Here is a 1,488-nt window from a genome sequence, read left to right on the forward strand (position 1 = left end):
CTAGGGCCTGTTTGAGATGTTGATCAAGGTCGTGAAACGATCTTCGGATGGCTCGTGGAGATCTGACGGACGACCAGTGGCTGTGCTTGGAGGCGGTATTGCCGCCGTTGCCGAAGATGGGGCGCAAGCCGCGGGATCGGCGGCAGGTCTTTGACGGGATCTGGTGGCGGGCGAGGACGGGTTCGCCTTGGCGGGACATGCCCGAGCGGTACGGGCCGTGGGAGACGTCGTACTCGGTGTTCCGCCGCTGGCAGATCGACGGAACCTGGGCCCGCGTCCTGGAGAAACTGCAGGTCAAGGCAGATGCCGCCGGGCACATCGAGTGGGAGGTCTCGGTCGACTCCACAGTTTGCCGCGCCCACCAGCACTCCGCGGGGGCCCGGAAAAGGGGGCTGCCCGTCCGGGCCGGACGTCCCCGGACGGGCTGGCGGACGAGCCGGACGACCACGGCCTCGGCCGCTCGCGCGGCGGCCTGAGCACCAAGCTCCACCTGGCCGCCGACGCCGCCGGACACGTCCTCGCGGTCGTGATCACTGGCGGACAACGCGGCGACGCACCACAGTTCATCCGGGTCATGGACCGCATCAAGGTGCCCCGGACCGGCAGCGGGCGGCCTCGTGTCCGGCCCGATCACGTGCTCGCCGACCGCGCCTACTCCTCCCGCGAGATCCGCGCCTACCTGCGCAGGCGGCAGATCCCGCACACCATCCCGGAGAAGCGTGACCAAGCCGGACACCGCCTGCGTCGGGGAGCGGCAGGTGGACGGCCGCCCGGCTTCGACCGCGAAAAGTACAAGGCCAGGCACAAGGTCGAGTGCCGGATCGGCCTGCTGAAGCAGGCCCGGGGCGTCGCGACCCGCTACGACAAGCTCGCCGTCCGCTACGAAGCGACCGTCCAACTCACGTTGATACGGCAGTCCCTGTGACCTGGCCGCAACCGTGCCCTCCGTTACGCCAAGGGCCCGCTGGCAACAGGGCACCGAGCACTGCCAGTAGCTGTGGCGGCTCGACCCGGTCCGGCAGCGAGTCCAGATCCGACCACAGCACCCACGCATGCGAGTCGAGGTTGGCCTGTTCATCGGGAAGTAGACCGGCGCGTTCCAGCGAGGGCCGCTCCTCAGTGAAGCGCGCCACGAAGAAGTCCTCTGTGCCGACGTACTGCATGCCCTTCCACCGCACATTTCGTTCGACAGGCACGGACCGCTCCAGGACCGCCTCGGGGTCCAGACCGGTCTCCTCGACCAGTTCGCGCCGTGCCGCCGTCAGCGGCGTTTCACCAGGGTCAATGCCGCCACCAGGCGGTTCCCACAGCCACGTTCCGTCGACTGGATCGCGCCAGCGCAGCAGAAGCACGCGGTCAGAGGCGTCCAGACAGACCACGCGTGCAGCGGGTCGATGCATCGTCTCCATGGCCTTGACCCTAGGCGCGCTCGAAGCCCCGATCGAGGCTTCGGGCGCTCTAGTGATCAATATTTCAAACACGCCCTAG

At 68.1% G+C, this 1,488-nt stretch carries 2 protein-coding genes; one reads left to right on the plus strand and one right to left on the minus strand.

What is annotated here, in order from left to right; all coding sequences use genetic code 11:
- Positions 1 to 47: 47 nt before the first annotated feature.
- Positions 48 to 925 (plus strand): IS5 family transposase gene (locus tag ACFWP7_RS42585; protein ID WP_384394037.1). Its coding sequence is split into 2 segments (ribosomal slippage): positions 48 to 441 and positions 441 to 925, totalling 879 coding nucleotides; the frame shifts between segments, so codons are not numbered across the junction.
- On the opposite strand, the gene ACFWP7_RS42590 is transcribed toward ACFWP7_RS42585, so the two are convergent.
- Complete coding sequence (locus ACFWP7_RS42590) at positions 900 to 1,409, minus strand: NUDIX hydrolase (RefSeq protein WP_384394039.1); 510 nt, start codon at positions 1,407 to 1,409, stop codon at positions 900 to 902. The two genes, ACFWP7_RS42585 and ACFWP7_RS42590, sit on opposite strands and share 26 nt — an antisense overlap.
- Positions 1,410 to 1,488: the final 79 nt, after the last annotated feature.

The sequence above is a fragment of the Streptomyces sp. NPDC058470 genome, from assembly GCF_042721055.1.
Classification (GTDB): domain Bacteria; phylum Actinomycetota; class Actinomycetes; order Streptomycetales; family Streptomycetaceae; genus Streptomyces.